Below are 26479 nucleotides of genomic sequence, written 5' to 3' on the forward strand. Positions count from 1 at the left end.
GAACTGACGTCTGACCGTGGACGGCATAGCCCATCGGCGATACAGCACCAACTGAGACGTCGCAGCAGGGCGAACGTTGCCTGATGCGGCACTAGGGTCCGTCTTCGAACGGATCTTGCCCAGAGCAGGAACGACGCGAGTGTGACCGCCGCTTCGTAGGAGGTGGCGGTCTTGTCGTACCGGGGGGCGAAGGTCGTCGCCGTCTGTCAGACACCGGGGCGGACGCCCGTCGCGTTCTGGAAGAAGAGCGAGGAGTTCGACTGGCCCGAGCCCAGCGCACCCGAACTCAGCGCCCCCAACACCGTCGGCCGGGCGGCCGTTTCCTTTTCGGTGTCCCGCAGGGGCTCCTTGCATCTTTCCTGCACCGAGGGTGCATGTGGGGGTGGGGGAGTCAGGAACAGGTCACGGCGATCTTGCTGAGGGCTCCTGCGCCGAACGCGGCGAACGCCTGATCCGCATGCGTCAGCGGGTACGTGGCGGTGATCGGGACCCGCAGCCTGCCGTCGGCTGCCTGGGCGGCCAGCTCGGACAGGGTCCGGGGGTTCGGGTCGGCCATGATCGGGCGGACGGCGACGTCCACCATGTCCGCGATGTCGACCGCGTCCTGGGTCAGGCCGAGGGTGGAGGCGATCCGGCCGCCCGGTCGCAGCAGGGCCGCCAGCTGGAGACCGTCGCCTGCCAGGTGCAGCACCGCGTCGGCGCCGTGCGGGGCGAGCTCGCGGATCTGCGTGTGAAGGTCGCCGGTGTAATCGGCAAGCCCGGGGAGGGGTTGCGTGCCGACGCCGAACGCAACCGCGGGAGCATCCTGGCCGCCGCCCGCCGTCTGTTCGCCCGCGAAGGGCTCGGCGTTTCCATGGCGTCGGTCGCCCGCGAGGCGGGCGTCGGCAAGGCGACCCTCTCCCGCCGCTTCGCCACCCGGGAGGAAATGATCAACGCCGTCTTCGCCGACCGCATGGACGCCTCTGCCGATGCCACCACCAAGGCGCTCGCCGACCCCGACCCGTCGCACGGCTTCACCGGCTACATCCACGCCGTATGCGCCATGCAGGCCGCCGACCGCGGCTTCGCCGACGTCCTGACCATGACCTTCCCCGCCGCACAAACTCTCGAAGCCCGCCGAACCGAGGCGTACGAAGGGTTCCTGGAGCTCATCGCCCGGGCCAAGGCCACCGGTCACCTGCGCGAGGACTTCATCAGCCAGGACTTCGTCGTCCTGCTCATGGCCAACTCCGGCGTCGTCAACGCCACCGGTGACGCCGCCCCCGACACCTGGCAGCGCCTCGTCGCGCATATGCTCCGCTCCTACGCCGCCCCCGGCGCCCCGCTCCCCCCGCTGCCCGACGCCCCCTCGGACACGGCGCTCTACCGCGCCATGGTCCGCCTCAGTCGGCCCCCGGGCGCCTCCTAGCCCCGGGACGGGCCATGTTGGGCACGCCGCAGCTCAATGGATGCCGCGGTCTCCTCGCCCTGGTGATCTGGATGATTGCCTCGGCGAAGTGAGAGGTCATTGGGCCCTTGCTGCGCCGTCGCGAGTGAGTCACTCCCCCTGCCACAGACGATCAGGACGACGAGGCACTGATCGGGGGAGGCGGTGCCCGGCGCCCGGGCCGGTGCCGGACGGTGCTCCGGAGTGCGGTCGGGAGCCGTGCCGTCCGGCGCCGGCCGGTGGGCGTGGGATCAGATGTGCCCGCCGGGCGTCACGGTGAAGGATGCCGGACCGGCCGGCAGGTCCACCGTGTACTGGCGCAGGTAGGTGTCCAGGTACGGTGAGCGGTCTCCCTGGGTGGCCACGTCGTCGGACGGGTCGTCCAGGGAAAGCCTCAGCACGGCGCCCGAGACATTGACGGTCTGACCCGATGGGATGTCACGCCACGACCCGGTCTGGATCGAGCCGATCTCCACGGCCAGCACATGCCCGGCGGCCAGCGTCCAGTCGGTCGCCTTGAGGTCGACGCTCATCCGCCCCGCCTTCAGCAGGGAGACCTGCTCGTCGAACATCACAGCCTTCCCGTCCGGACCGACGTCGTAGAGCTTGAGCATGACGTTGCCCTCGCCCTTGGCGGTCAGCGAGATGTTCGGTGTGGCGGTCAGGCGTACGTCCTGGGCGAGCGGTTGCGACCAGACGAAGAAGCTGGAGCCGACCTTACCGGCCTGCTGCCTCTGCGCGATCCCCTTGGCCAGTCCCTTGGGCGCCGGCTGCTCGGTCGCCGGGGCGTTCTCCATGTCCCAGTTGCCCGACGGCCGCACCGCCTTGGGGGCCGGCGTGCCGGCTGCGGCGAGGCCGGCGCGGGCAGAGGCACCGCCGTCGTCGAGGTAACTGCCTCTCCCCAGCGGGAGGGTGACGTGGCGCTCCACCACCGGCCAGGTGCCCTGGGCCCGCCAGTGACCGGTTGAGTCCTCGACGGAGTACGCCGGGTAGTGGACCGAAGGCTGAACTCCCTTGAGGTACTGGTCGTAGAAGGACAGTGTCTCGTCGTACCAGCCCCCGCGGCCCATGGCCAGGCGACCGTCGCTCACCCGGTCGCCACCACGCACGTGGTCCCACTGGCCGACCCAGCCGCGCTCCGGGCCCTTGTGGTTGGTGAGGTACTCCTGCATCTCCTCGGGCTTGGTGTTGTTCTCGATGAAGCCCTGGGTGACGAAGAGGGGCGTGTTGGTGCCCCGAGCCATCTTGGCCAGGTCACGGGAGGTCCAGAACGGGTCGTTCTGGTCGGATATCCGGTAGCCGGCCGAGTTCTCGGTCAGGCACCCGGGGTGGGTGTCCTCGTACCGGGCGTTCGCCTGATAGTGCTCGTCGTCGTCCGACAGCGGGGCCATCGTGGCAATGCCGTTGTAGGCATTCGCGGTTCCGGTCACATTGGGGCGGGGGACGCCGTTGGAGTAGATGTACTGGTACATGTCCCAGAGGGGCTCCCCTGCGACGACGGCCTTCAGCGCGGACTGCTTCAGGTCGTTGCCGATGAGGCCGGTGACAGCGTCGTAGGACTTGCCGTACATGCCCACCGCGCCGGTCGACCATGGCTGGCTCGCGGCCCAGTTGATCGCGGCCTTCACGTCGGCCTGTTCACCGGGGCCGCCCCAGTCGAGGCAGCCGGTCGAGCCGCCGAAGCCGCGCAGGTCGACCATGAGGAACGCGTAGCCGTGGGCGAAGAGGTCGCTGCCCTCGATGAAGTCCTGGAAGCGATTCGAGGGACCGGTGTGGGTCCAGCCCTCGGGGTTCGTCTGGCCCGCGTGCCCGAAATACGGGCCGATGGAGAGGATGACCGGCACCTTCTGCATGGCGGGTACGCCTTCGGGCATCAGCAGGTCGCCGTGCAGTTCGGTACCGGAGCCGTCCGAGGACGGGAAGTAGTGCTGGGTCCAGACCGAGCCCTTTGGGACACGGTCGTTCTGCTCGTGCGTGATGCCGTCGGTCGCGGTGGCGACCGCCGTGGTCGGGGTCTGAGCGGAAGCGGCGGCCGGTGACGCGCCGACGGGGCCGGCGAGTGCGCCGGTCAGCGCCAGAGTGGTGACGAGTACCGAGGCTGCCCAGCCGGGTGCGCGACGTCTGTTCACATGCTCTCCCGAGTCGTCGGAACGGAGCGGAACGGCGTTTCCGGTCGAGCGGCAGCACCCTGCCCGCCATCGCGGCGACGACGGGCGGTCGCGCGCATGTCAGGAACAGGGGCATGTGTGCGAACCCTGGCCGGAACCGATGGCGAGCGAGCCTAAGGTCAGCACCGAAACGCGTCAATGGTGCTGTGTATCAGTCGCGTTCCTGATGGGACGGGGCCAAGTCAGTTTCTGCCAGGGGAGGTTGCAGAAGACGACAGTGGAAACGTCTGCTGCAACCCGGCGGATGGGGCTGGTTCGCCATGTCGGCCTGGGCTTCGCCGGCCCGCCGCCACGCCCCTGAAGAAGGCAGCTGGGAACGCCCTGGCCGCCTGTCGGCCCGACCGCGGGATGCACCGTGGAGGGGGGACAAGATGGACGACGCCGCGCATGACCTGTGGCCCCGGGAGATCTTGAACGCCGCGCGGCCCACATGCGGCGTGGGCTGCTCGAGCGCCCTGATGCCGCAGGCGGCGGGCGACACCGTGTCGCCCGCCGCCTGCGGCATCAGGGATTCAGATTCAGATGTTCGGGGAGTGGCGTGCCGTCAGCCGGTCGCGCTGCCCGCGACCCACTCGCTCCACGGCATGTTCCAGTCGCTGAGGCCGTTGTCCGGGGCCGGCATGGTCTTGTCTGCGGAGTTCCTGACGATGACGACGTCGCCGATCATCGAGTTGTCGAAGAACCACGCGGCGGGCTGCTTGCCGTCACCGCCGCCCTCGACGTCCTTCAGGCCCACGCAGCCGTGGCTCGTGTTGACCTTGCCGAAGACCGAGTCGGCACCCCAGTAGTTGCCGTGGATGAAGGTGCCCGAGTCGGTCAGGCGCATGGCGTGCGGTACGGCCTTGATGTCGTAGGCGGGCTTGCCGTCCTTGTTCGTGAGGCCGACGGTCGCACCGTTCATGTGGATCTGCCTGAACTTCTCAGAGATGACCATCTGGCCGTTGTACGTCGGGTGCTCGGTGCTGCCGGACGAGACGGGGATGGTCCTGATCGTCTTGCCGTCCCGTACGACGGTCATCAGCTTCGTCTTGGCGTCGACCGTGCTGATCTGGCTCCGGCCGATCTTGAACGTGACCGTCTTCTGGATGCCGTTGAGGTTGAGCGTGACGGTGACGGTGGAGCCGGGCTTCCAGTAGTTCTGGGGGCGGAAGTCCAGGCGGTCGCCGTTGAACCAGTGGCCGACGACCTTCTGGCCGCTGCTGGAGCTGACCTGGATCTTCGACTCCATGGCGGCCTTGTCGCTGATCGCCTTGTCGAAGTTGACCGTCACCGGCATGCCCACGCCGACGGTCGAGCCGTCCTCGGGGGAGAGGTGCCCGATGAAGTTGTTCGCCGGGGAGACCGTGGTGATCGTGGCGTTTCCGGTGGCGGAGCGGCCCTTGGCGTCGTTGGCCTCTGCGGTGACCTGATACTTGGTGGCCCGCTCCAGCCGGCCGTTCGGCTTCCAGGACGTGCCGTCGACGGACAGGGTGCCCGGAACCTCGGCACCGGTCGCGACGGCGGTCATGGTCACCTTGGTGAGCTTGCCGTTGCTGACGGTGACCTTGACGGGGCCGTTGATCCCGACGCCGTAGGCACCTTGCCTGGGCGTGATCTTTATTCGGGCGTCGGAAGCCTCCTGGGCGGCCGCCTGATCCGCTCGCGCCTGCGATTTCGGGTGCTTCCCGCCATCGTTACCGCTGGTAGCAGCGTTGCTGGTACCGCCGAGGGCCGTGAGTGAGAGCGCACCGGCGAGTACGCCGACCGAAGCCATCAGCCGGGTGCGTCCTTTACGTGCCGTGATCAAACGCTTCTCCCGTATCACTGGTCGTCGGGGATCCCTGGAGTCGGATGTCGAGGGAGTGCAGCTAACTATGAAACTAGTTATATGGGTCCATCTGTCCTTAAATGAGGAAACTGTGGTGAAGGCCACGCGCTGTCGAGCGCGTCGCACTTCAGCCTCTGGTCGGAAACGGCCGCGCCGCTGATCGCCGGCACCGACCTGTGCAAGGCCTCCGCCGCCACTCTCTCCCTCTACGGCAACAAGGACGTCATCGCCGTGGACCAGGACTCCCTGGGCAAGCAGGGCACCGAGGTGTCCTCCTCCGGCGGCCTCCACGTCCTGACCAAACCGCCGGCGGCTGATCGGCGCATCCTTTAACCGCTGCCTGGACGCCTACGACAACCAGACCGCCCCCGGCACCAAGATCGAGATCTGGGACTGCGGCTCAGGCGCCAACCAGGCCGTGACCATCACCGCCGCCGGTGAACTCCGGCTCTACGGCGGTACCCAGTGCCTGGACGCCTACGACACCGGCACCGCCTCCGGGACCAAGGTGCAGCTCTACACCCGCAACGGCGGCGCCAACCAGCAGTGGCGCCCGGGCTGACCAGCTCTGCTCTGGTCAACGACGGCGTCAACCGTCCGCCGGGCCCGGGCGGCCCTTCACCCAGCTCCACGCCCGGGTGCTGCCGGACGAGGTCCGCACCGGCAGCCAGCATGTTCAGGCCGGGTGGCGCCGCCGGACGACCCCAGCCTCCTCAGCGAGGTCGCCGGTGCCGCCCAGGACGATCACCTGGAAGGCCGCGCCGACGAAGATGGTCACGAAACGGGAGATCTTGCGGGTGCTGTTCATGTGCGGTACCTGCCTTACCGGGTTTGTGGGCCGCTGTTCCCCGTCGAGCGCGTTGTCGGACATCACCAGCTGATGGCGTCGTCCATCGACTGCTGCCAGTACGTGACCTTGAGCGAGTCGTCGACGTAGACGCCCTTCGCGGGCAGGGACGGACGGGCGGCCGCGCCGACGCTTCCGCTGAGGGAGGGGCCGTAGAAGTAGACGGTCAGGGACTTCGCGGTATAGCCGTTCGAGCCGCTGCCGTCGGCGGCGGACAGGTTCACGGAGGCGTAGCCGGACTGGCCCGGCTTGAGCGTGACCACCGCCTGCGGCTGGGAGTCGTCGATGACCGGGGGCACGGCCTGGGCCTCGCCGAAGCGGACGGCCGGGTAGCCGTGGAGGAAGCAGCTCTTGCTGCCGGTGTTGGTCACCGTGAGCAGCATGTGGTTCACGGGGCGGGTCAGCGGGGCCGCGACCGTCTTGGTGTTCGACCCCTCGCAGGTGACCGGCTTGCCGGAGGAGACGGCGGGTGTCTTCGCGGCGGGGTTGTGCGTGGCGGTCGTCGAACCGGTGGGGACCGACTTGGCGTCCGAGTCCGAGGAGGAGGCGTTGGCGCCGGCGCCAACGCCGGCGTCGGAAGAGGGGGACGTGGTCGCGGAAGCGGTGGAGTTGTGGAAGGTGCTGGAGGTGTTCGCCGCGGCGCCGTGGTCCTTGGTGCCTGTTCCGTCGTTGCACGCGGTCAGGGAGAGCGCCGCGAGTACGACGGTCGCGGCGGCGGCGACGAGGCGGGTGCGGGAGGTGCGGATGTCGGACATGTGACTGATCCCTTTCGGTGTTGGGGCGGGGTGGTGATTGGATGACCGAAGCTTGTGAGGTGATCCGTCCCAGCCGCCACGCCTGGCGGCCAGTTGGGGACACTGGAACGGCGAAATGGGCTCTGACCAGGGAGAAAGCACTGGCCCTGGAACGCGCGACTGGAACACGGGGCATGGAGGAACGGGTGTCGGAGGCAACAGGGGCCGAGGAGACGGAGGCCTTCGCACGGCAGCTGCGCGAACTCAAGGACCGCTCGGGACTGAGCTACGGGGCGTTGGCCAAGCGGTTGCACATGAGTACGTCGACGCTGCACCGCTACTGCAACGGCACCGTGGTGCCGAACGATTACGCACCCGTGGAGCGCCTCGCGAGGCTGTGCCGGGCAACGCCGCAGGAGCTGGTGGAACTGCACCGACGCTGGATCCTGGCGGACGCGGCACGGGGGCGCAGGGGGGACCAGGCGGCCGCGCCGGCGAGTTCGACGCTGGGGCCCGCTCCGGCCGGTGCGACTGCTGTGGCTGACGCGCCGGCATCGAACGAAGGGGACGGTGACGGCGACGGCGCCGTGGTTGTCGTCGACGTAGCCCACCCAGGCGGGCCGTCACGTCCGCGCCCTGGTCGTCGTACCGTGCTGGTCGCCTCCGCCGCGGTGGCCGTAGTGCTGGGAACCGTGGCGCTCGCCATACGTCTGCCGACCGGCGGGGACGACACGGGGGGCCGCCAGGAGGCCGGCGCCGCAGCCTCGATCACCGGCACGCCGGACCTCGGGAAGCCGTCCGCCATCCCGACCCCGAGCGGAAAGAGAAACAAGCCGTCCGTATCCACAGCGGCCGACCCCTCGAAGGACGACGGCAAGCAGAAGACGGCGGAGCCCACCGCCACCACCCCCACCGCCGTCACCACCACTGTGCCGCTCACCGTCGGCACCCGCCCCTACGTCTACGACAACCCGTGCAGCCAGCACTTCCTCGTCGACAGCGAACCCGAGCAGGTCGGCCCGCCGGCGAACGAGCAGGACGCCCCGCGCTGGGCCGCCGCGTACGGGGCGGTGTCCTCGGGCGAACAGCGGGTCGCCCTCACCGTCCAGGGCACCGGCGAGGAGACGGTCGTCCTGGAGGCGTTGCACATACGTGTCCTCGCCAAGGGCGCGCCGCTCGCCTGGAACGACTACTCGATGGGTGTCGGCTGCGGCGGCGGCGTCGACACCAAGTCGTTCGACGTCGATCTCGACAACGGCAGTCCCACCGTCACGGTCAAGAACGGCCAGCGCGACTTCCCGTACAAGGTCAGCGAGTCTGACCCGGAGGTCTTCTACGTCACCGCCCACACCACGGCGCACGACGTCCGCTGGGACCTCACCCTGGACTGGTCCGACGGCAGCCGCCGCGGCACCGTCCGCATCGACAACAACGGCACCGCGTTCCGCACCAGCGCCGACATGGCCCGCCCGGGCTACGACTACCCACTGGGCGGCAGCGAGTGGATCAAACGGGAGAGCTGACAGGATCCGGGCGGCCCGCGCCGAAGACGGCCCGACGCCACGGCGAGGTCGTGCTGGTCGCCGCCGCGAATCGCAGGCTGGCCGGTACCAGACCGGATCATGGCAGGAGTTCGGCAAGCGAGTTCGGTATCCGGGATCTGAGGTGCTGCCATTCCCCCTCGCTCACGTGGCGTTCCAGAGACTTCAGGACCGTGCGCACCAGGTGCTCGTCGCCGCCCTCCACGGCGTAGGGGAACTCGTGCCGGATCCGTTCGAAGAACTCCTTGTTGCTCATCTTCACGGGAGTCTCGGCAGGCTTCCAGCCGTCGTAGTACATGCCCCTGATGATGGTCGGCAGTTGCGCACCGAACTGGGCCGCCGTCTCGACCGGGAGACGGTCCCGGAGGGGGTGCAGCACGGCACGCAGGGCCGCGTACGACTGCTTGCGCCGGTCCTTGGGCCATCCGAAGGCCTCCTCGACGTCCTTGAGGACCCGGTTGGCCTTGTCCACCATGGTGTCGAAAGAGGAAAAACCTGTCTCAACCATTCCGCACGCCTTTCGCTGTCGGACCCGGCGGGCCGGACGTACACCGCCCGGCCCACCGGATCGCGCGGCGTCAGTGGGCGTCGCTGTCGGTGCTCTGGCCGCCTTCGCTCGTCTCAGTGATCTCGATGCGGCGGGGCTTCGCCGCCTCGGCCTTGGGAACGGTGACCGAGAGCACGCCATCCTTGATGTCGGCTTTGACCTTCTCGGTGTCCAGGTCTCCGGGCAGTTGCAGCCGGTACTCGAACGATCCGGTCCGGCGGGTGCTGCGGCGCAGGATGCCTTTGCGTTCCTTTTCCTTGATCTCTCCGGTGACGACCAGTTCCTGGCCGCTGGCCTCGACGTTGATGTCCTTGGCCTTGACGCCGGGGAGTTCGATTTCCACGTGGAACGCGTCGTCGGACTCGGTGACGTCCGCGAGGGGGGTCCACGCCACCACGGGTGCCGCGGTGGCGACCGTGGATTCGAGCAGTCCGCTCATCTCGTTGAGCAGCTGGTCGAACTCCACGAGCGGGTTCCGTGCAAAGCCGACGTGCCCTTGCTGCATTCCGCCACCGCGGTGGCGTCGGACGGGCGTTGCCATGCCCATCGCCTCCTTCTCCTTCTCGCGATGTGAACTCTCCGGATGTGATCGGCCGCCTTCTGTCAGGCGAGCCATGCGGATTCCTTGGGTCGGGTGTGCGGTGAGGTGTCCGTGCCGCCGGGCGCGGCCGCGTGGCCCAGGTAGCGGTGGACGAAATGGACGGCCATCGCGCCTTCGCCGACGGCGGAGGCCACGCGTTTGACCGAGCCGCTGCGGACGTCGCCGGCCGCGAAGACCCCGGGCAGACTGGTCTCCAGGGCCATGCAGCCGCGTCCCTGGCTCTGCCAGAGACCGGCGCCCGAGCGGGCCTGGGCATCGGCCCCGGTGAGGACGAATCCGCGTGCGTCGAGGGCGAGCGTGCCCGACAGCCACTGCGTGTACGGGTCGGCCCCGGTGAAGACGAACAGGGCCCGCACGTCGATGCGGTGGTGTTCGCCGGTGCGGTGGTCGACCACCTCCACCGCCTGCAGCACCTCGTCGCCGATCACCTCCGTCACCTCGGTGTGCAGCAGCACCCTTACTTTCGGATGGCGTTCCACCTGGTCGATCAGATAGCGGGACATGTGTGCGTCCAGGGAGGAACCGCGTACGAGGAGGTTCACCTGAGGTGAGTAGCCGGCGAGGAACAGCACCGCCTGGCCGGCGGAGTTGCCGCCACCGATCACGGCCACGGGATCGGTGCGGCACTGCTGGGCCTCGTAGACGGTGGCCGAGTAGTGGACGCTGGTGCCCTCCAGGCGCTCGATGCCGGGTACGTGGAGGCGGCGGTAGTGGGCGCCGGTGGCCAGCAGGACCGCACGGGCGGTGATCTCGCTGCCGTCGGCGAATGCGACGGCGTAGTGGCCGTCACGCGGCTCGATGCCGGTGGCCTCCGCAGGAACGGCGAAGCGGGCGCCGAACTTGCTTGCCTGGAGCACTCCGCGCTCGGTGAGTTCGGCGCCGGAGATCCCGGAGGGGAAGCCGAAGCAGTTGTCGATCCTGGAGGTGGTCCCGGCCTGGCCGCCGGTGGCCAGGGACTCGACCACGGTCGTGCTCAGGCCCTCGGAGGCGGCGTTCACGGCGGCGGCGAGGCCGGCCGGGCCGGAGCCGACGATCAGCAGGTCGCCGCGGCCGTTCTCGGCGGGCAGCGGCGGCAGGCCGATGAGCCGGGCCAGTTCGGCGTTGCTGGGGTTGCGCAGCAGGGTGGTGTCGCGCCAGATGACCAGCGGTGTCTCCTGCGGGCCGACGCCGAAGCGCCGCAGCAGTTCCTCGGCCTCCTGGTCCGTCTCCAGGTCGATCCAGCGGTGCGGCAGCCGGTTGCGGGTGGCGAACTCGCGCAGCCGCCGGGTGTCCGGCGAGTAGCGCGAGCCGATGATGCGAAAGCCCGCGCCCTGTCCGACCAGCAGGGCGCGGCGGCCCAGGCAGGCGCGCAGCACCACGTCGCCGAGAGCGGGGTCCCGGGTGATCAGGCGGCGCAGTTGGTCCAGGGACAGGGCGATGATCTCGCCGGGGTCGCGGACCACGGCGGTGTAGAAGGCCACCTGGTCGTGCAGGAGCCCGAGTTCGCCGATGAAGCGGCCGGGGCCGTGGACGCGCAGCAGGTGTTCTTCCGGTGTCCCGTAGTCCTCGATGACGGCGACGGAGCCGCTGAGGACGACGTAGAACGCCTCGCAGCGCTCGCCCTCCTGGATCAGCACGTCGCCGGCGTTCACGGAGCGCCGTTGGCCGTGTTCCGCGAGGCGGGCCATCTGGTCGTCGCTCAGGCGGGGGTACGCGCCGTAGACGTCCGGGGTCTCGAACGGGACGACCTCGTCCGCGTCGTCGGTGCCGTCGGTCGCGGGCGCCGGGTCCGGCCGGGCTTCGTCCCCGGACATCACACGAACGCCTCGTGGACGAAGCACCACCGCCAGTTCTCGCCGGGCTCCAGCGATGCCGCGATGGGATGGGCGTCGGCGGCGGCGTGCCGCCGGGCGTGCCGGTTGGGCGAGGAGTCGCAGCAGCCGACGTGGCCACAGGTCAGGCAGAGCCGGAGATGGACCCACGGGGAACCGAGCAGCAGGCACTCCTCACAGCCCTCGGGGGTGCGCGGCGCGACGGGCCGTACCAGGGCGAGATGAGGGTCGGCGTGCAGGGTCATCGCGCATCATCCTTCCTGGGCCGGCGCGCGGCCCGAGATCGACTGCTCCACCCACTGGCGCAGCGCGGGGGCGGGTGCGGCGCCCGCCTGCCGGGCCACGGTCTTGCCGTGGTCCAGGACCAGCAGCGTCGGCACGGCCTGGACCTCGAACCTCCTGGCCAGCCGCGGGTTGCTGTCCACGTCGACCTTGGCCAGTTTGGTCTTTGGAGGAGATATCCGCGAAGCGGCCCCCGCGGGGGCCGCTTCGCGGATATCTCCTCCAAAGACCCCGGGCCTTGCTGTTGGGGGTATCCCCCACCTAGCGAATACACAGAGTGATGGCAGCCAGGAAGACCGTGGGGCAGGCGCCAAGTGGCACCTGCCCGTGGCTTCGGGAGTATCGGGCCTAGCAGGGCACCGTGGCGGGGCGGCCGACCAGGTGCCGCTGGAGGAATTCCAGTTGGTGCCCCAGTAGCCGGGCGAACGTGTCGTTGGCCGGTGCGGCATGTGTCATCCCGCTTAGCGGCAGCACCTCGTGCGGCTTCCCCGCGGCCAGCAGAGCGCTGGAGAGTTGCAGCGTACTGGCCACGAAGACGTTGTCGTCTGCCAGTCCGTGCATCAGCAGCAGCGGACGGCTGAGCTTTGGAGCGTCGGCAAGAAGCGAAGACAGCTCATAATGCTCCGGGTATTGGTCGGGCAGACCGAGGAAGCGCTCTTTCCAGCAGGCGTCGTAGAGATGCTGGTCGGTGAGCGGGGCGCCGGCCACTGCGGCGTGGAAGGTGTCGGGTCGGCGCAGCACCGCAGCGGCGGCCAACATCCCGCTGAACGACCAGCCGCGGATGCCGACCCGGTCGAGATCCAGCTCCGGGTGGCGCTCGGCGGTCGCGTGCAGGGCGGCAACCTGGTCGTCCAGGGTCGGGCCGATCAGGTCACCGAAGATCTCCTTCTCCCAGCGTGGTCCGCGTCCGGGCGTGCCGGCGCCGTCCGTCACCAGCACCGCGAAGCCCTGTTCGGCGAACCACTGCGAGACGAAGGTGTGAGAGGTCTGTTCGGCCATCACCTTCTGCATTGCGGGGCCGCCGTAGGGGTCGACCAGTACCGGCAGCTGGGCATCACCGGCCTTGTGCCAGGACGGCAGGAAGAGGTGTGTACGCAGTTCACGCGGCCCGACGGCGGCGGATTCGACACGCAGTTGCAGCAGCGGGCGTTGGGCGTGCGAGCTGATTTCGACGGGCGCGGGGCCATCTGGTTCCGGTCGGCCGTCCCGGGTCAGGCGGTGCACGGCGGTGTGCGAGCCCGGCAGATCCAGCGTGCGCGTGGTGTGCACAAACGTGCCGCTGCAGAATGCGCCGGAGTGCACCCCCGGCTGCTCGGTCAACCGGTGTATGCCCTGGCCCGGACGGTACCTCCACACATGGCGCTCGGTGGGTTCTGCAGCCGCCGTGAAAAGCACCGTCTCGCCGTCCACCGCAAGCACCTCGTGCAGCTGCAGCCCGTCCGGCGTGACCGGCGTGCCGTCGATGCTCAGGTGCCGGGTCTCGTTCCGGTCGAGGTAATCGACGAGCCGGCCGGTAGCTGTCCGCGCGGGCACTCCGGGCACCAGCAGCTCCACCCAGCGCTCATCGTGCCGCTCGGCCAGGAGGCTGGTCGTACCGTCTGCCGGGTCGACGGCCAGTACCTGGAGCGTGCGCTGGTCGCGGCTGAGGACGGCGGCGAACGGACCGTGCCCGTCCCAGCCGGCTGCGGGCAGGTACTCGAAGCCGGTCCGGTCCCAGCGGACCTCGGTGCGGTTGCCCGCCAGATCGGCGATCCAGAGCGTGACCTCGGCGTTGGTAGTACCGACCCCCGGGTAGCGCATCGTGCGCGGCGGCTTGGCGGGGTCGGCCGGATCGGTGATGTACCACAGCCCGACCTCCCGGTTGTCCACCCGGGTGGTCAGTAGCCGCTCCCCGTCCGGTGCCCACCAGTACGCTCGGTAGCGGCCCATCGACTCGCTCGCCACATGCTCCGGCAGGCCGAAGAAGACGTCCGGACCTTCCGCTGGCTCGGGCGCGGCCACCGTTCGGTCGCCACTGCCGTCGGCGCCGATCACCCGGAGCGCGCCGCCGGAGACGTAGGCGATGTTCCGGCCGTCCGGGGACGGGCGAGGGTCCACCACCGGCTGCCGGGCGGGCAGTTGCCGGACGGCGCCGGATCCTGTATCCACCACCCACAGGTGCCCAGAGAGGGCGAACGCGGCGACCTGGGCGGCCGTGTCGGTGGCGTAGTCGGTGATCCCGGCGGCCTGCTGCCGGGCGCGCTCGCGCCGGATGCGCTCCTCCTCCGGCACCTCATCGGTCTCGTCGCCGAGCAGCACCGCGGGGTCAGCCAGCAGTCGCTCCGCGCCGGTTGCCAGGTCGAGCGTCCACAGGCACCCGACCGGATCGTCCCCGGCCCGGCTCCGCAGGAACAGGACACAGGTACCGTCCGGCGCCACGGTGAAACGGGCGGGTGCGCCGAGGGTGAAGCGGCGGGTGCGGGCGAGCTGTCGCAGAAGTGGGGATGTCACCATGCCTGGCACTGTGCCATTCGTTCGGTATAACAGCATGGGAATATCGAGTTCGTTCACCGTGGACTTCATAATGCCGACTCGCTCGTGACCGGCTCAGACAGCCGTGCCGAAACCGGTGGCAGCCTCGCACCAGGCGTGTTGAATCAACCGGGGATCTGAGGAGACCGTCAAAAGTCATCCGCAGGAAAGCGAAGCGCGCTGTCGTACGGCCCGGGCGGGATGTGGAGGGTGGCGGTGTCGTAGTCGCCGAAGCGCAGCACGTTGTCCCTGCGGTGCGGGCTGAGCGCGGCGATGTCGTCAGGGCTCAGCTCCCAGCCCTGTGCGGCCATCTGGCGCAGTGTGTCGGTCATGTCGACGGTGGTGGAGAAGATGATGCTGTTGGCCATCAGGTCGAGGAACTTGACGGCCTTCTCCTGGAGTTCGGGATCACGGGAGCGCAGGTAGCCGTCCCCGCCGAAGTGCAGCCACTTGGTGTACCCGTTGTATGCCTCGGCCTTGTTCGTCGCCCTGGTGATCTGCTCCCGCAGCTGTGGGTCCGACAGGTAGCGGAGCAAAACGATCGTCCGCACGGCGCGGCCGACCTCGCGGAAGACCCGGTAGATCTGGTTCTTGTGGGAGTGGTTGTTCAAGCGCCGCAGGAGGGTGATGGAGGACACGGTGCCTTCCCGTACCGATAGGCCGACCTGTATGAGGTCCTTCCAGCCGTTCTCGATGAGCTGCCAGTCGATGCAGGTACGCGGATCTGCGGAGAACAGCGCGTCGATATGCCGGTAGCGTGCTCGCGGATCGGGGCGGTGGAAGGTGAGGTCCTGGAAGTTCCGGATCCGCGGCAGCAGGTCGATGCCGAGCAGGTGGGCGAGCCCGAAGACCGGGAAAGACTGCCCCTGGGTGTCGGCGTGCACGGTCTCCGGCCTGACCTCCGACTCATTCGACAGCAACGCGTCGATGAGATAGACGGCCTCCCACACCCCGCACGGGATGAACCGGGAGAAGAGCGCAACGTAGGTGTCGGAGACGAGATGGTGGGCGATCCCACCGTAGCCGCCATAGCGGATCGAGGTCTCGGCGAGGAGGTTGTCGATGACGGTGTTCATCATGGTGCCGTCCACCGCCGCCACCGACCCGTCACCCCACGCCGCCGTCAGATCCAGGTCGGCATGGGCGTTGACCACGTCGGCCCCGCACCGGTTGAGGACCGGGATGGTGAAGTGGCGTTTCGCGATCGCGCCGAGCTCGTGCGCCGTCACACTGCCCCGCATGTGGCGCACCGCCTGGGCAGGGCCGAGTCCGGAACCGTAGACGAACGCGGTGGTCACGTAGCGCGGCAGGGGTTCCTTCAACTTCGGCTCGCTGCCCGAGCGTGGGCCGGGCCGTTTCCACCACTCCGTCCAGTGCGCCGCCCGCGCCAGATGTTCCAGCACGCTGCGGGCGGGAAGCCGCTCGGAAAGAGCTTCTTCCAGCTTCTCCGCGGAGGCGGTGCGCTCGCCTGCTCTGCGTACGGCAAGAGAGGGGACGCCGGTGACCAGGTCGATGGTGAGGTCCTTGTTGTCCGGGTACCCGGCGTCCACGGTTTCGGCGATCGTGGTGAGTCGCTCGCGCAGCCGAACGGTGAACTCGCTCGCGGTGCTGGGGAGGCCGGCCTGCTCGCAGAAGCCCGCGAGCTTGGACTCGCACTGCTCCCAGGGCAGGAGCATGCGGGTCCAGTCACCGTAGTCCTCGGCGCCGATCACGGCGACATCACCGCAGCGCAGCTCTTCCACGAGACAGGCGAACACCATTGCCTCGAAATGCCGCCGGACCAGCATCCCCGGCTGTTCACGGGAGTAGACGGTCTTCCGCCACATCTTCGGTGCGAACGAGAGGTCCAGCCGTACCAACTCCCCGTTCTCGTCCCTGCGGGTGGGATGCGTGTCCCAGACGAGGGGCCGGGTGAGGTGCCGGTGGGCGAGGACGTGGTCCAGCGCGTCCAGCACGCTGCGGTCGGTCGAGGTCGCGGTGAACGACAGACGGCGGGCGATCTTGAACATGGTTGGTCGGTCCGGCTTGAAGAAGCGCTCCACCAGCGCCGTGTAGTTGCTGCCCCGATACGCGTCCAGGGCCTCCAGCTCCGCCAGCTGGGCCTCGAACCCGCCCGCCGACTCGACCGCAGCCCGGGCGTTCTTCAGCGCCAGCAGGTCATCCAGAGACGCCTCCCCCTCCCACACGCCGGGAGCGGCCTCGCCGCTGCCGCGCAGGGCGGTCAGCACGTCCCGGAAGGTAGCCAGGAGCTGCTCGGTAGTCTCCTTCTGCCGCTTCTCGATCTCCAGCAGCTCTTCCTGGGCCCGCTTGAGGTGCCGGGACATGCGCTTGGAGAGCATCACCACGGTCTCGTCCCGCACCGCCGCCTGCACTTGCGCGAGCAGGCACACAGTCAGCGCGGTGCGGCGGGGCTCGGCGATGTCCTTCATCTCGCCCACCGACAGCACCCTCGCCTGCTCGGCCAGCGCGGCCACCTTCGCCGGCGGTGTCTTCCCCACCCAGAAGACGGCATCCCCCAGCCCGTCCACCCTCTCCATCCGCTCCGCATGAGCCCTAAACCGCGACCAGGTCGCCCGCCGGGCGGGCTGCTTGACCCACGCGAACAGGCTCTGGTACTCGCCCTCGGCGACCTCCAGCATGCCCGCGACCCGCTCCCGCGCCGCATCACTCATGCGCGCGACGATCGCCTCGCACTGCGAGGCTTCCACCTCGGAACGGATACGGGAAGCCATCCGGTCCAGGGTGGAAAACGTCGGCAGCTCCAGCCGCTCCTTCTGCCGAACCAGCTCCTCCAGCGCCACATTCACCAGGTCCGCGGTATGCGCCTTCACCGGCGCCGCCGCCCGCATCGCCGCCTCCGCGACCGCGCGGGCCTCACCTGGCCTGTACTTTAGCTCCAGGCGGTCACGTACGGCCGACCGGTAGCGCTCCTCGCTCCGCTCGGAGTCTGCCTCTGGCACTGTCCCCGCAGCGAGCCCCGCCTGATCGTGTACATGGGCCACGACCACCTCGGGTATCTCCCCAATCTTGGGGACACGGCCCAGCCGCGCGGCGGACTTCAGCATCACCAGCAGCGCCAAGACCCGGCCCGGGCGGTCATGCGTACGTTCACGAGCCCACGCCGTCTCCTCCGCCGAAGGCGTGAAGTACTCCCGCAACTCCCGTTCCGAGATCAGCCTCTTGAACCTCGGATACGCCGTCCGCTCCAGCGACGCCACACCAACCGCCCCACGCCCAACCGCCTGACAGCGGCCACCATAAACAGCGACGATCCCGGTAGCGGGGCCAGGGTCAGATCACGGAGCGTACGCATACTCACCGTATTTGAGCGTCACGCTCTGCTGTGAAGTGGCGGCTATTACGCGTATCTCCTCCACCCACCAGTTTGATCCGTCCGGCGAGGTCGGCGGCGACCTTCTCCAGGGCCGGGCTGACCAGGCGGCAGGGGCCGCACCAGGTCGCCCACAGGTCGACCACGACGGGCACGGTGGACTTCTCCACCACCTCGGAGAAGTCGTCGTCGCCCACGTCGACCGTCCAGGGCAGCGGCTGCTTGCAGTTCCCGCACCTCGGGCTGCCCTCCGCGACCGAGGGGACACGGTTGGTGCGTCCGCAGTGCGGGCAGCGGACGGTCGTGGCCTGCATGGTGCTCATGCCGCCATCGCCTCCTCATCGGCCCGCGGTCGTTCGTAAGTGACCACCAGCTCGCCCTCGCGGGCGTCGACCCGGACGGTGGCGCCGTCCTGGACGTCGCCGCTCAGCAGGGCCCGTCCGACGAGCGTCTCCACCTCGTGGGAGATGTAGCGGCGCAGCGGCCGCGCCCCGTACACCGGGTCGTAGCCCTGGCGGGCGATGAACTCCCTGGCCGCGTCGGTCAGTTCGACGGCGATACGGCGCTCGGCGAGCCTGCGGCGCAGCTCGTCGAACTGCAGCTCCACGATCTTCTCGATCTGGGCCTCGCCGAGCGGCTTGAACAGCACGATGTCGTCGACACGGTTGAGGAACTCCGGCCGGAAGTGCCCGCGCAGCTCGCCCATCACCAGCGCCCGGGCGTCCGGCTTGACCTCGCCGTCGGCCGTGACGCCGTCGAGGAGGTACTGCGAGCCGATGTTGGACGTCATGATGATCACGGTGTTGCGGAAGTCGACCGTACGGCCCTGGGCGTCGGTGATGCGGCCGTCGTCGAGGACCTGCAGCAGCGTGTTGAAGACGTCGGTGTGCGCCTTCTCGATCTCGTCGAACAGCACCACCGAGTACGGCTTGCGGCGCACCGCCTCGGTGAGCTGGCCGCCCTCCTCGTAGCCGACGTATCCGGGGGGCGCCCCCATCAGACGGCTGACAGTGTGCCGCTCCTGGTACTCGCTCATGTCCAGCCGGACCATGTTCTCCTCGGAGTCGAAGAGAGCCGCCGCGAGTGTCTTGGCCAGCTCCGTCTTCCCGACTCCGGTGGGGCCGAGGAAGATGAACGAGCCGATGGGCCGGCGCGGGTCGCGGATGCCGGAGCGGGCCCGGATGATGGCGTCGGCGACCAGCTTGACCGCCTCGTCCTGGCCGATGACCCGCTCACGCAGGATCTCCTCCTCGGTGACGACTTCCCGCAGGAGCCGGTTCGGGCCCTGCTTGGCGGCCAGTTGCTCTTCCTCGGCCTTCAGCCGGCGCTCCAGTTCCCGGAGTTTGCCGTACCGCAGTTCGGCGGCCCGGTTGAGGTCGTAGCTTCGCTCGGCCTCCTCGGCCTGCTGCCGGACCTGTTCCAGTTCCTGGCGCAGTTCCTGGACCCTGCGGATGGCCTGTCGTTCGGCCTCCCACTGGGCGTGTTTTGCGTCGGCCTCGGCGCGCAGGTCGGACAGTTCCTTGCGCAGTTCCTCCAGGCGGTTCTTGCTGGCCGCGTCGGTCTCCTTGGACAGGGCCGCCTCCTCGATCTCCAGGCGGGTCACCCGGCGGGTGATCTCGTCGAGTTCGGCCGGCATGGAGTCGATTTCGGTGCGCAGCCTGGCGCAGGCCTCGTCGACCAGGTCGATGGCCTTGTCCGGCAGGAACCGGTCGGTGATGTAGCGGTGGGAGAGGGTCGCCGCGGCGACCAGCGCGGTGTCCTGGATCTTCACGCCGTGGAAGACCTCCAGGCGTTCACGCAGACCGCGCAGGATGGAGATGGTGTCCTCCACGCTCGGCTCGTCGACCAGGACCTGCTGGAAGCGGCGTTCGAGGGCGGCGTCCTTCTCGATGTGCTTGCGGTACTCGTCCAGGGTGGTGGCGCCGATCATGTGGAGTTCGCCGCGGGCCAGCATCGGCTTGAGCATGTTGCCCGCGTCCATGGCACCCTCGGCAGCGCCCGCGCCGACGACGGTGTGCAACTCGTCGACGAAGAGCAGGATCCGGCCCTGGGCGGCCTTGACCTCGCTCAGGACGGCCTTGAGGCGTTCCTCGAACTCGCCGCGGTACTTGGCGCCGGCGACCAGGGAGCCCATGTCCAGGGCGAACACCGTCTTGTCGCGCAGCCCTTCGGGTACGTCACCGCGGACGATGCGCTGGGCCAGGCCCTCGACGATGGCGGTCTTGCCCACACCGGGGTCGCCGATGAGGACGGGGTTGTTCTTGGTCTTGCGGCTGAGGATCTGGGTGACGCGGCGGATCTCCGCGTCCCGGCCGATCACGGGGTCCAGCCGGCCGGTCCGGGCCTCGAGCACCAGATCCCGGCCGTACTTCTCCAGCGCCTCGTAGGCGACCTCGGGGTTGGCGGAGGTGACGCGCTGGTTGCCGCGGACCTGGGTGAGGGCGCCGAGGAACGACTCCCGGGTGACACCGAACTCCTTCAGCAGCCGTCCGGCGGCGGTCGACGAACCCTCCTCGGCCAGGGCGAGCAGCAGGTGTTCCACGGACACGTACTCGTCCTTGAGGCGTTTGGCCTCGCGCTCGGCGGTGTCCAGCAGACGGGACAGGCGCTGGGTGACGAAGACCTGCCCGGGCGCCGCGCCGGGTCCGGTGACCCGGGGACGCCGGGATAGGTCCTCCTTCACGGCGGCGCGCAGTTCCTTGGGTTCGCCTCCGGCCTGCTGCACCAGTCGGGGTACCAGGCCGTCCTCCTGGTCGAGGAGAGCGAGCAGCAGGTGTTCGCCGTCGACCTCGGTCTGCCCCATGCGGACGGCGGCGGTCTGGGCCTCTTGAAGGGCCTCCTGGGACTTCTGGGTCAGGCGGTTCATGTCCATGGTGGGGGATCACTCCTCGTGCCGGTGCGGCGCAGCGCGGCTTCGAGCAGGCTGATGCGGTCGAGCAGGTCGAGCACCAGTCCGATGGATGCGTAGTTGAGGCACAACCCGGTGCGCAGCCGCTGGACGCGGGCCAGGGCGGCCGGCGCGGTCGGGGAGAAGACCAGTCGTCCGGCGGCGTCGCGGTCGGCGTCGACGAGTCCGAGCGCCACGAACCGGCGGATCAGCTCGGGGTGGATGCCCGAGCGGCGGGCGACGGTGTCCAGGGAGAGCCTGGGCACGGGCACGATCGCGTACTGAACGCGCCTCCCCGCCGGAGCCGTCAGCGGCGGCCGGCTGGGCGACTCGGTCGGTCGGTCGCTCATCAGGTCCTCCTGGGGTCGAACGAGGAGACAGCGGCGAGTTCCTCGAACAGCTCACGCTCCCGGTCGCTGAGCCGGGGCGGCACCGTGATGCGCAGTTCGGCGTAAAGGTCCCCGTCGGCGCCCCGGGGATTGGGCATGCCCTCGCCGCGCAGCCGCAGCCGCCGGCCGCTGGAGGATCCCGCGGGCACGGTCACCTTCGCCGTGGTGCCGCTCGGGGTGGGCACGGGCACGGTGGCGCCCAGCGCCGCCTCCCACGGCGTGATCGGCAGCTGAACGTGGACGTCGCGGCCCTCGACACGGAACACCGGGTGCGGCAGGATCCGCACCCGCAGATAGAGGTCACCGGCGGGCGCCTCGCCACTTCCGCGGCCGCCCTCGCCCGCCAGCCGGATGCGCTGCCCGTCGGTGACGCCACGCGGCACGTTCACCTCGTAGCTGCGCGGTCCGGACGGCCCGGCGAGGGTGACGGTACGACGGCCGCCCCGGTATGCCTCCTCGACGGTGAGCGGCAGTTCGGCCTCCTGGTCGGCGCCGGGCGTGCGCATCCGCCCGGCACCGCCGAAGAACGAGCCGAACAGGTCCTCGAAGTCGATGCCCTCCTCGCCGAAGCCGGACGTCGTGTACCGCACGCGCGGACCGCCCCCGGCGGACCCGCGGAAGCCGCTGCCGGCTCCCGCACCTGCGGCGACCCGCTCCTCCCAGTCCTCCGGGACCTTGCGGAAGTCCTCGCCGAAGCGGTCGTAACGGGCTCGCTGCTTCGGGTCGGACAGGACGCTGAAGGCGTCGTTGATCTCCTTGAACCGCTCCTCGGCCGCCGGGTCCTTGTTCACGTCCGGGTGGTACTTGCGGGCCAGGGAGCGGTAGGCCCGCTGGAGCTCGTCCCGGTCCGCGGTGCGCGGGACACCGAGAACGTCGTAGTAGTCGCGTGCCATGGGCGCTCACTCCCGCTTGGCGACGGTCACGGCGGCCGGCCTGAGCTGACGCTCGGCCTCCCCGTAGCCGGGGCGCAGCACCTGGACCACGGTGCCCGGTTCGGCGCCCTGGTCCTCGACCACGCCGACGACCTCGTGCCGGGCGGGGTCGAAGGGCACTCCGGTGCCGGCGTTGCGGACGTATCCGAGGCCTTCGAGGATGTTCACGGCCTGGTCGCGCACGGCCCGGACGCCCTCGACGATCGCGTCCGGGTCGGCGCCCGCGTGGGCCAGGGCGAGTTCCAGGTTGTCGATGACCGGCAGGAAGGCCGCGGCGGTGCGGGCGCGCTCGGACACACGCTCCCGCTCCAGCTCCCTCGCATGGCGTTTGCGCAGGTTGTCGAGGTCCGCCAGGGCGCGGCGCCAGCGGTCCTCGACCTCCTTGAGCGCGGCCGCGTACTCGTCCTCGGGGCCGCCCTGGCCGGTCGCCGCGTCGGGGCCCGGCTCGGCGTCCTCGGCGTGCGGTCCCGGCTCGGGCAGGTCTCCGCGCGGCGGCCGCTCCGCACCTTCCGGCGGCGGGTCGGACTGCCGGTCCTGGGGAGAGGGATACGGCATGGTGGCCACCTCACCCCTTGTCGAACTCGGCGTCGATCACGTCGTCGTCCCCGCCGGAGCCGCCTGCCGCGGCACCGCCCGGTGCCGAGCCGTCCGGCGATCCGGTGCCGGCCGGACCTTCCGCCGTTGCCCCCGCCTGGTGGGCGGCGAGACCCGCGAAGATCTGCTGCAGCTCGGAGATCAGCGGCCGGACCCTGTCCACCCCCGCCTCGTTCTTGACCGCCTCGCGCGCCTCGGTGACCAGCATCTCGGCACGCGCCTTCTCGTGCGCGGGGGCGGCCTCCCCGAGCTCGCCGAGCCGCTTCTCGACCTGGTAGGCGATGGAGTCCAGCTCGTTGCGGGCGTCGATCGCCTCGCGCAGCGCCTGGTCCTGGTTCCGGTTGCGCTCGGCCTCCTCCACCATGCGCTCGACCTCGCTCCGGTCGAGGTTGGAGGTGTCGCTGATGGTGATGCCCTGCTCCTTGCCGGTGTCCTTGTCGCGGGCGGTGACGTTGAGGATGCCGTTCGCGTCGATGTCGAAGGTGACCTCGATCTGGGGCTCGCCCCGGGGCGCGGGGCGGATGTCGGTGAGCTGGAAGCGGCCGAGGACACGGTTGTCCGCGGCCAGTTCGCGCTCGCCCTGGAGGACGACGACGTCGACGGCGGGCTGGTTGTCGGCGGCCGTGGTGAAGGTCTCGGTGCGGCGCACCGGGATGGTGGTGTTCCGCTCGATGATCTTCGTCATCACGCCGCCGGCGGTCTCCACGCCCAGCGACAGCGGGGTGACGTCGAGCAGCAGGACGTCCTTGACCTCGCCCTTGAGGACCCCGGCCTGGATCGCGGCCCCCATCGCCACGACCTCGTCGGGGTTGACGCTCATGTTGGGGTCCTTGCCTCCGGTCAGGCGGCGTACGAGGGCCTGGACGGCCGGGATGCGGGTGGAGCCGCCGACGAGGATGACCTCGTCGATGTCGTTCTCGCCGACCTTGGCGTCCTCCATGGCCTGCTGGACCGGGCCGAGGCAGCGCTCCACCAGGTCCCCGGTGATCTGCTCGAAGGTCGACCGCATGATCGTCGTGGTCAGGTGCTTCGGCCCGGAGGCGTCGGCCGTGATGAAGGGCAGGCTGACCTGCGTCTGTGTCACCGAGCTGAGCTCGGTCTTCGCCTTCTCCGCCGCCTCGAACAGGCGCTGCAGGGCCTGCGGGTCCTGGCGCAGGTCGATGCCGTTCTCCTTCTGGAACCCGTCCGCGAGATGATCCACCAGACGCCGGTCGAAGTCGTCGCCCCCCAGGTGGCTGTCGCCGGCCGTGGACCGCACCTCGACCACGCCGTCGCCGACGTCGAGAATGCTGACGTCGAAGGTGCCGCCGCCGAGGTCGAAGACGAGTACCGTCTCGTGCTCCTTCTTGTCCATGCCGTAGGCCAGGGCGGCCGCCGTCGGCTCGTTGATGATCCGGAGCACCTCGAGGCCGGCGATCCGGCCGGCGTCACGGGTGGCGGTGCGCTGGGCGTCGTTGAAGTAGGCGGGCACGGTGATGACGGCCTCGGTGACTCGCTCGCCCAACTGCTTGCCCGCGTCGTCGGCGAGCTTGCGCAGCACCTGGGCGCTGATCTCCTCCGGCGCGTACAGCTTGTCGCGGACCTTGAAGCGGGCCGCGCCGCCCTCGCCCTCGACCACGTCGTACGCGACCGCCTTGGCCTCCTCGGAGATCTCGTCGAAGCGGCGGCCGATGAACCGCTTGGCCGAGTAGATGGTGCCCTTGGGATTGAGGATCGCCTGGCGCCGGGCCAGCTGGCCCACCAGGCGTTCTCCCGTGTCGGTGAAGGCCACCACGGACGGTGTGGTGCGGTTGCCTTCGCTGTTGGGCACGACGGTCGGCTCGCCGCCCTCCCACACCGCGATCACCGAGTTGGTGGTGCCCAGATCGATTCCGACTGCCTTGGCCATGATGAGGAACTCCTTCCACGGCGCCGAGCTGCGTCTTTCGGCGTCCTTCGCCCTCCGGGCCGGATTCCGCCCGGTCCTGCACGCCTGTTCGGGTGGGCAACGAGCTGGGCGTCCGCGGACCGCTCCCGCGTCGGCCAGTTCTTCCTGCAGTTCTTCCTGCCGACAGCGCGCCCCGTACTGCCCATACGCCCAGCCTTGCGATTCGGCGGGCGGCACGTCTGCGCCTGGCGGGGCGAAAAACGGCTGCGCCGCTCAGCCTCTCGGGGTAAATCAGATTTATCCCGGTAATTCGGGTGGGGTGGGGTCGGCTGGGTATCCGCACTGTGGGGCGTTCCCGTGTGGGCATACAGGGCTCGCTCGATCGCCACTCCGAGGGGGAGAACGGAGTGAACTCATGGTCGGCTGTCCGAAGCGGCAGGTGTCCCGTCGTCGGCCCGATCAGGCAGCCGCCCGGTACCAGGGATACGCCCCTCGCGCCCATCACCACGAGCTGCGCCGCCCAGGGTCGGCTCCGGGCCGGCCCGCACGGGACCCGTTCGGGCTGTTGGCCCTGTCCCGCACGTTGTTCGGCACCGAGGACGAGAGCGAGATCATCCGCCTTTCCATGTCCCACCTCGGCGGGCTGGGACCGTACCGTGCCGAGGGCGGCTACCTCATGGTCGGGAAAGATCTGACCCGCACGCCGCCGCAGGCGGGCCATGGCAGTGGAGGCCCCCTCGACCTCCAGGTCCGGGAGCTCGCCGGGGCGGACGGCCCCGTGACCGTCTCCGGGCGACTGTGGAGCCGGGTGTGGGGTCTGCGCCTGTTCGGCAACCTGCTGGGAGCGCTGGTCGTGTCGTCCTCCTCCGTACCCACCGAAGAGGAGCAGTCGCTGCTCATGACGGTCATCGGGTTCACCTCGGTGGCCCTGTCCCTCGCCTCGGCACAGCACCGCCGGGATGCCGACAGTCGTGAACTGGACCGACTGCGCAGCGAGCAGGACACCTCGCACAGAGAGCTGATCGATCTGCGATCCGAGCTGAAGCACCAGCGGCGCGTCGACGGAGCACTCGACGCGGTCGCGGCCTCGGGCGGCGGCGAAGACGGCATCACCTGTGCCCTGCACGAGCTCACCGGGCTACCGGCGCTCGTCGAGGACCGGTTCGGCAACCTCCGCTCCTGGGCGGGTCCGGGCCGGCCCGACCCCTATCCGGCGCGGGCGCCCACACGGCAGGGCGACATGCTGCGGCAGGTGACCCTCTCGGAGGAACCCGTACGCATCAAGGGGCGGGTGGTCGCTGTTGCCCGGCAGGGCGGCGAGGTCCTGGGTGTACTGGCCCTGGTGGACCCCGACGGCAGGGTGGAGGAGCGTGACCTGTTCGCTCTGGAGCATGCGGTGCAGTCACTCACCCTGCAGCTGATGCATCTGCGCAGCCTGGCCCAGGTCGAGTTGCGGCTGCGCCGCCAGTTGGTCGACGACCTGCTGGAGGGCACGGACGAGGCCAGCGCCTATGCCCGGTCGGAGGCCGTCGGCCACGACCTTCACCGCCCCCACTACGTGATCGTCGTGCACTGGCCGGGCAGGCCGGCGGACGACTTCCTCGTCCGCGCCGTGGAACGGGCCGTGGCGACGCTGGGCATGCGGCCGCTGGTGACGCGCCGCGGCGGCCGGATGGTGCTGCTGACCGAAGAACGACCTCAGGGCACCGCCCTGCATGATGCGCTGGCCCGGGAACTGGGAACGCCCGGCGGGGCGGTCGGTGTGAGTGCCCGCTGCGCCAACCCACGTTGCATACCCCGCTGTTACGAGGAGGCACAACGGGCCCTGGAAGTGCGCCGGCAGTCGCGTCAGCAGTACGGCACGACCTTCTACGACGACCTGGGTCTGTTCCGGCTGCTCGGACCAGTCCAGGACCGCACGGAACTGGAGGAGTTCGTGCGGGAATGGCTCGGTCCGCTCCTCGACTACGACGGGAAGCACGGCACGGACATGGTCCAGACGCTGACGCAGTACTTCGACTGCGGTGGCAACTACGACGAGACCGCCGGCACCCTGGCCGTCCACCGCAGCACCCTGCGCTACCGGCTCCAGCGCATCCGTGAGATCAGCGACCGCGACCTCGCGGACGTGGACACCCGGCTCAATCTCCAGGTGGCGACACGGATATGGAGGATCCTGCTGGGCGGGCGGAGCTCACCGTGAG

20 protein-coding genes and 3 pseudogenes are annotated in these 26479 nt (G+C 69.6%); 4 read left to right on the top strand and 19 right to left on the bottom strand.

The annotated features are described in order from the left end of the window. Positions 1-206 precede the first annotated feature (206 nt). Both ACZ7OO_RS40270 and ACZ7OO_RS40275 read right to left on the bottom strand, forming a co-directional pair. Positions 207-365 carry a hypothetical protein gene (locus tag ACZ7OO_RS40270; RefSeq protein ID WP_471512377.1) on the bottom strand — a complete coding sequence of 53 codons (159 nt, stop codon included), beginning with the start codon at positions 363-365 and terminating at the stop codon, positions 207-209. Positions 366-391: 26 nt separating this feature from the next. Continuing rightward, positions 392-691, bottom strand: a complete 300-nt coding sequence (locus tag ACZ7OO_RS40275; RefSeq protein WP_471512378.1) for a zinc-binding dehydrogenase — start codon at positions 689-691, stop codon at positions 392-394. Here ACZ7OO_RS40275 and ACZ7OO_RS40280 point away from each other — a divergent pair. Next, positions 683-1408: a TetR/AcrR family transcriptional regulator gene (locus ACZ7OO_RS40280; protein WP_471512379.1), complete on the top strand. Its 726-nt coding sequence runs from the start codon at positions 683-685 to the stop codon at positions 1406-1408. The genes ACZ7OO_RS40275 and ACZ7OO_RS40280 overlap by 9 nt on opposite strands. Positions 1409-1677: 269 nt before the next feature. On the opposite strand, the gene ACZ7OO_RS40285 is transcribed toward ACZ7OO_RS40280, so the two are convergent. Together ACZ7OO_RS40285 and ACZ7OO_RS40290 are read right to left on the bottom strand one after the other, a co-directional pair. Further along, complete coding sequence (locus ACZ7OO_RS40285) at positions 1678-3555, bottom strand: CocE/NonD family hydrolase (protein ID WP_471512380.1); 1878 nt, start codon at positions 3553-3555, stop codon at positions 1678-1680. Positions 3556-4138: 583 nt separating this feature from the next. Continuing rightward, positions 4139-5347, bottom strand: coding sequence for a L,D-transpeptidase (locus ACZ7OO_RS40290; protein WP_471512381.1), 1209 nt, complete (start codon positions 5345-5347; stop codon positions 4139-4141). 174 nt (positions 5348-5521) lie between these two features. Here ACZ7OO_RS40290 and ACZ7OO_RS40295 point away from each other — a divergent pair. Further along, positions 5522-5951: pseudogene (locus tag ACZ7OO_RS40295) on the top strand (ricin-type beta-trefoil lectin domain protein); the annotation flags it as partial. 126 nt (positions 5952-6077) lie between these two features. Here ACZ7OO_RS40295 and ACZ7OO_RS40300 read toward each other — a convergent pair. Beyond that, entirely contained in the window at positions 6078-6209 is a 132-nt protein-coding gene (locus tag ACZ7OO_RS40300) for a hypothetical protein (protein WP_471512382.1), read from the bottom strand. 62 nt (positions 6210-6271) lie between these two features. Then, positions 6272-7003: a DUF4232 domain-containing protein gene (locus tag ACZ7OO_RS40305; RefSeq protein ID WP_471512383.1), complete on the bottom strand. Its 732-nt coding sequence runs from the start codon at positions 7001-7003 to the stop codon at positions 6272-6274. A gap of 185 nt (positions 7004-7188) precedes the next feature. On the opposite strand from ACZ7OO_RS40305, the gene ACZ7OO_RS40310 reads away from it, so the two are divergent. Then, positions 7189-8505, top strand: a complete 1317-nt coding sequence (locus ACZ7OO_RS40310; RefSeq protein ID WP_471512384.1) for a helix-turn-helix domain-containing protein — start codon at positions 7189-7191, stop codon at positions 8503-8505. 97 nt (positions 8506-8602) lie between these two features. Here ACZ7OO_RS40310 and ACZ7OO_RS40315 read toward each other — a convergent pair whose 3' ends face one another. The 13 genes and pseudogenes from ACZ7OO_RS40315 to dnaK form a co-directional block, all read right to left on the bottom strand. Further along, entirely contained in the window at positions 8603-9031 is a 429-nt protein-coding gene (locus ACZ7OO_RS40315) for a DUF2267 domain-containing protein (protein WP_471512385.1), read from the bottom strand. Between the two features lie 70 nt (positions 9032-9101). Further along, on the bottom strand, positions 9102-9611 hold the full coding sequence (locus tag ACZ7OO_RS40320; protein WP_471512386.1) for an Hsp20/alpha crystallin family protein: 510 nt from the start codon (positions 9609-9611) through the stop codon (positions 9102-9104). Positions 9612-9673: 62 nt separating this feature from the next. Continuing rightward, positions 9674-11464 carry an FAD-dependent oxidoreductase gene (locus ACZ7OO_RS40325; RefSeq protein ID WP_471512387.1) on the bottom strand — a complete coding sequence of 597 codons (1791 nt, stop codon included), beginning with the start codon at positions 11462-11464 and terminating at the stop codon, positions 9674-9676. Further along, positions 11464-11727 carry a UBP-type zinc finger domain-containing protein gene (locus ACZ7OO_RS40330; RefSeq protein WP_471512388.1) on the bottom strand — a complete coding sequence of 88 codons (264 nt, stop codon included), beginning with the start codon at positions 11725-11727 and terminating at the stop codon, positions 11464-11466. The genes ACZ7OO_RS40325 and ACZ7OO_RS40330 overlap by 1 nt, the downstream gene beginning before the upstream one ends. 6 nt (positions 11728-11733) lie before the next feature. Continuing rightward, positions 11734-11931, bottom strand: a pseudogene (locus ACZ7OO_RS40335) (thioredoxin family protein); the annotation flags it as partial. Positions 11932-12112: 181 nt separating this feature from the next. Further along, the gene (locus tag ACZ7OO_RS40340; RefSeq protein ID WP_471512389.1) at positions 12113-14314 is read right to left on the bottom strand and encodes a S9 family peptidase; all 2202 of its coding nucleotides are present in this window, start codon (positions 14312-14314) and stop codon (positions 12113-12115) included. A 110-nt stretch (positions 14315-14424) separates the two neighbouring features. Then, the gene (locus ACZ7OO_RS40345; protein ID WP_471512390.1) at positions 14425-17493 is read right to left on the bottom strand and encodes a Tn3 family transposase; all 3069 of its coding nucleotides are present in this window, start codon (positions 17491-17493) and stop codon (positions 14425-14427) included. A 133-nt stretch (positions 17494-17626) separates the two neighbouring features. Further along, a pseudogene (locus tag ACZ7OO_RS40350) lies at positions 17627-17929 on the bottom strand (thioredoxin family protein); the annotation flags it as partial. Continuing rightward, positions 17926-20478 carry an ATP-dependent Clp protease ATP-binding subunit gene (locus ACZ7OO_RS40355; RefSeq protein WP_471512391.1) on the bottom strand — a complete coding sequence of 851 codons (2553 nt, stop codon included), beginning with the start codon at positions 20476-20478 and terminating at the stop codon, positions 17926-17928. The gene ACZ7OO_RS40355 and the pseudogene ACZ7OO_RS40350, both read right to left, overlap by 4 nt. After that, positions 20469-20843, bottom strand: a complete 375-nt coding sequence (locus ACZ7OO_RS40360; RefSeq protein WP_471512392.1) for a chaperone modulator CbpM — start codon at positions 20841-20843, stop codon at positions 20469-20471. Before ACZ7OO_RS40360 ends, ACZ7OO_RS40355 begins: the two co-directional genes overlap by 10 nt. Next, complete coding sequence (locus ACZ7OO_RS40365; RefSeq protein ID WP_471512393.1) at positions 20843-21775, bottom strand: DnaJ C-terminal domain-containing protein; 933 nt, start codon at positions 21773-21775, stop codon at positions 20843-20845. Before ACZ7OO_RS40365 ends, ACZ7OO_RS40360 begins: the two co-directional genes overlap by 1 nt. Before the next feature lie 6 nt (positions 21776-21781). Further along, on the bottom strand, positions 21782-22369 hold the full coding sequence (locus ACZ7OO_RS40370; RefSeq protein WP_471512394.1) for a nucleotide exchange factor GrpE: 588 nt from the start codon (positions 22367-22369) through the stop codon (positions 21782-21784). Positions 22370-22379: 10 nt separating this feature from the next. Then, positions 22380-24296 carry a molecular chaperone DnaK gene (dnaK, locus tag ACZ7OO_RS40375; protein WP_471512395.1) on the bottom strand — a complete coding sequence of 639 codons (1917 nt, stop codon included), beginning with the start codon at positions 24294-24296 and terminating at the stop codon, positions 22380-22382. A gap of 394 nt (positions 24297-24690) precedes the next feature. Here dnaK and ACZ7OO_RS40380 point away from each other — a divergent pair, with 394 nt between their 5' ends. Next, a complete protein-coding gene (locus ACZ7OO_RS40380) occupies positions 24691-26478 on the top strand; it encodes a PucR family transcriptional regulator (RefSeq protein WP_471512396.1) in 1788 nt (595 codons plus the stop codon). The last annotated feature ends 1 nt before the right edge of the window (position 26479 follow it).

It is taken from the genome of Streptomyces sp. NPDC111744 (assembly GCF_055634995.1).

What these genes read in the sequence shown, in the direction of transcription:
- ACZ7OO_RS40290 (WP_471512381.1), bottom strand. Translation starts at nt 5,347, where the DNA reads ATGGCTTCGGTCGGCGTACTCGCCGGTGCGCTCTCACTCACGGCCCTC.
- ACZ7OO_RS40300 (WP_471512382.1), bottom strand. Translation starts at nt 6,209, where the DNA reads ATGAACAGCACCCGCAAGATCTCCCGTTTCGTGACCATCTTCGTCGGC.
- ACZ7OO_RS40305 (WP_471512383.1), bottom strand. Translation starts at nt 7,003, where the DNA reads ATGTCCGACATCCGCACCTCCCGCACCCGCCTCGTCGCCGCCGCCGCG.
- ACZ7OO_RS40315 (WP_471512385.1), bottom strand. Translation starts at nt 9,031, where the DNA reads ATGGTTGAGACAGGTTTTTCCTCTTTCGACACCATGGTGGACAAGGCC.
- ACZ7OO_RS40320 (WP_471512386.1), bottom strand. Translation starts at nt 9,611, where the DNA reads ATGGCAACGCCCGTCCGACGCCACCGCGGTGGCGGAATGCAGCAAGGG.
- ACZ7OO_RS40325 (WP_471512387.1), bottom strand. Translation starts at nt 11,464, where the DNA reads ATGTCCGGGGACGAAGCCCGGCCGGACCCGGCGCCCGCGACCGACGGC.
- ACZ7OO_RS40330 (WP_471512388.1), bottom strand. Translation starts at nt 11,727, where the DNA reads ATGACCCTGCACGCCGACCCTCATCTCGCCCTGGTACGGCCCGTCGCG.
- ACZ7OO_RS40355 (WP_471512391.1), bottom strand. Translation starts at nt 20,478, where the DNA reads ATGGACATGAACCGCCTGACCCAGAAGTCCCAGGAGGCCCTTCAAGAG.
- ACZ7OO_RS40360 (WP_471512392.1), bottom strand. Translation starts at nt 20,843, where the DNA reads ATGAGCGACCGACCGACCGAGTCGCCCAGCCGGCCGCCGCTGACGGCT.
- ACZ7OO_RS40365 (WP_471512393.1), bottom strand. Translation starts at nt 21,775, where the DNA reads ATGGCACGCGACTACTACGACGTTCTCGGTGTCCCGCGCACCGCGGAC.
- ACZ7OO_RS40370 (WP_471512394.1), bottom strand. Translation starts at nt 22,369, where the DNA reads ATGCCGTATCCCTCTCCCCAGGACCGGCAGTCCGACCCGCCGCCGGAA.
- dnaK (WP_471512395.1), bottom strand. Translation starts at nt 24,296, where the DNA reads ATGGCCAAGGCAGTCGGAATCGATCTGGGCACCACCAACTCGGTGATC.
- ACZ7OO_RS40380 (WP_471512396.1), top strand. Translation starts at nt 24,691, where the DNA reads ATGGTCGGCTGTCCGAAGCGGCAGGTGTCCCGTCGTCGGCCCGATCAG.